At 55.3% G+C, this 1,112-nt stretch carries 1 protein-coding gene, 2 tRNA genes and 2 rRNA genes; 4 read left to right on the forward strand and 1 reads right to left on the reverse strand.

The window, feature by feature from the left end; genetic code table 11:
- The 3 genes from MRBLMC3_RS17435 to MRBLMC3_RS17445 all read left to right on the forward strand — a co-directional run.
- A 16S ribosomal RNA gene (locus MRBLMC3_RS17435) occupies positions 1 to 105 on the forward strand; the annotation flags it as partial.
- 255 nt (positions 106 to 360) lie between these two features.
- Positions 361 to 437 (forward strand) — tRNA-Ile (locus MRBLMC3_RS17440).
- Between the two features lie 11 nt (positions 438 to 448).
- Positions 449 to 524, forward strand: a tRNA-Ala gene (locus MRBLMC3_RS17445).
- 32 nt (positions 525 to 556) lie between these two features.
- Here the strand turns inward: MRBLMC3_RS17445 and MRBLMC3_RS17450 are convergent.
- On the reverse strand, positions 557 to 796 hold the full coding sequence (locus MRBLMC3_RS17450) for a hypothetical protein (RefSeq protein ID WP_363830850.1): 240 nt from the start codon (positions 794 to 796) through the stop codon (positions 557 to 559).
- Positions 797 to 812: 16 nt separating this feature from the next.
- On the opposite strand from MRBLMC3_RS17450, the gene MRBLMC3_RS17455 reads away from it, so the two are divergent.
- Positions 813 to 1,112, forward strand: a 23S ribosomal RNA gene (locus MRBLMC3_RS17455); the annotation flags it as partial.

Genomic DNA, 1,112 nt, shown 5'->3' on the forward strand with positions numbered 1-1,112 from the left:
TGTGCGCTAACCGCAAGGAGGCAGCAGACCACGGTGGGATCAGCGACTGGGGTGAAGTCGTAACAAGGTAGCCGTAGGGGAACCTGCGGCTGGATCACCTCCTTTCTAAGGATCGTGACGAAAGCGCCTGTGCTTGACACAGGAAGAGCTTCGTCATTTCCAAAGAACATTGCCGCCGTCCTCATGTCCCTTCATCACTGGAAATGACCCTTAACCACAGGGTCAGGCCTGAGCTGCGCCCTTTGGGTGTTGAGCCTCGAGCCCGCAGGGCTCGCAAGCGCGAACGCGCGTCCGAGCTTATGCGAGGAAAGCCAAGCCGACGGATGTCGGCGCCGGCGCTTGAGGCCAACAAACAAATCCGGGCCGGTAGCTCAGGTGGTTAGAGCGCACGCCTGATAAGCGTGAGGTCGGAGGTTCAACTCCTCCCCGGCCCACCATACTTTGGCTGGGGGCTTTAGCTCAGCTGGGAGAGCGGTTGCTTTGCAAGCATCAGGTCATCGGTTCGATCCCGATAAGCTCCACCAAGGTACTGCGTAGCGCTGTTGCGCGGAGCAGCTCAGAAAATTTCCAGAGATGAAGAGTAGCGGTTTGCCGGATACGTCCGGCGATATGGCCTGCTGATGCAGGCTTCTTTGACATTGTGAATGGGTTTTTTAATCGATGCCGTGGCGACATGGTTTTCGGTTTCGGTCGTAAGATCGGAAACGGAAGCGATGATCGTACACAAATGATTATCTGGCTGAGTTAAATCACCACACCGAACATGCTGATGCGAGCGCTTCTCCAGTGCTGTCATTGGTGGTGTGGACTCTCAAGCGTGAGGTAAGGGCATCTGGTGAATGCCTTGGCATGTACAGGCGATGAAGGACGTGGCACGCTGCGATAAGCGTGGGGGAGCCGTGAGCAGGCTTTGATCCCGCGATTTCCGAATGGGACAACCCACCTTCACCATTTAAGACTGGTCCAGTAGCGATACTGGCCCCGTGTTAAATGGGAGAGGTATCACTAAGCTGAATAAAATAGGCTTTGGTGAAGCGAACCCGGGGAACTGAAACATCTCAGTACCCGGAGGAAAAGACATCAACCGAGATTCCGTTAGTAGTGGCGAGCGA

It is taken from the genome of Sphingobium sp. LMC3-1-1.1, assembly GCF_040676285.1.
GTDB lineage: Bacteria > Pseudomonadota > Alphaproteobacteria > Sphingomonadales > Sphingomonadaceae > Sphingobium.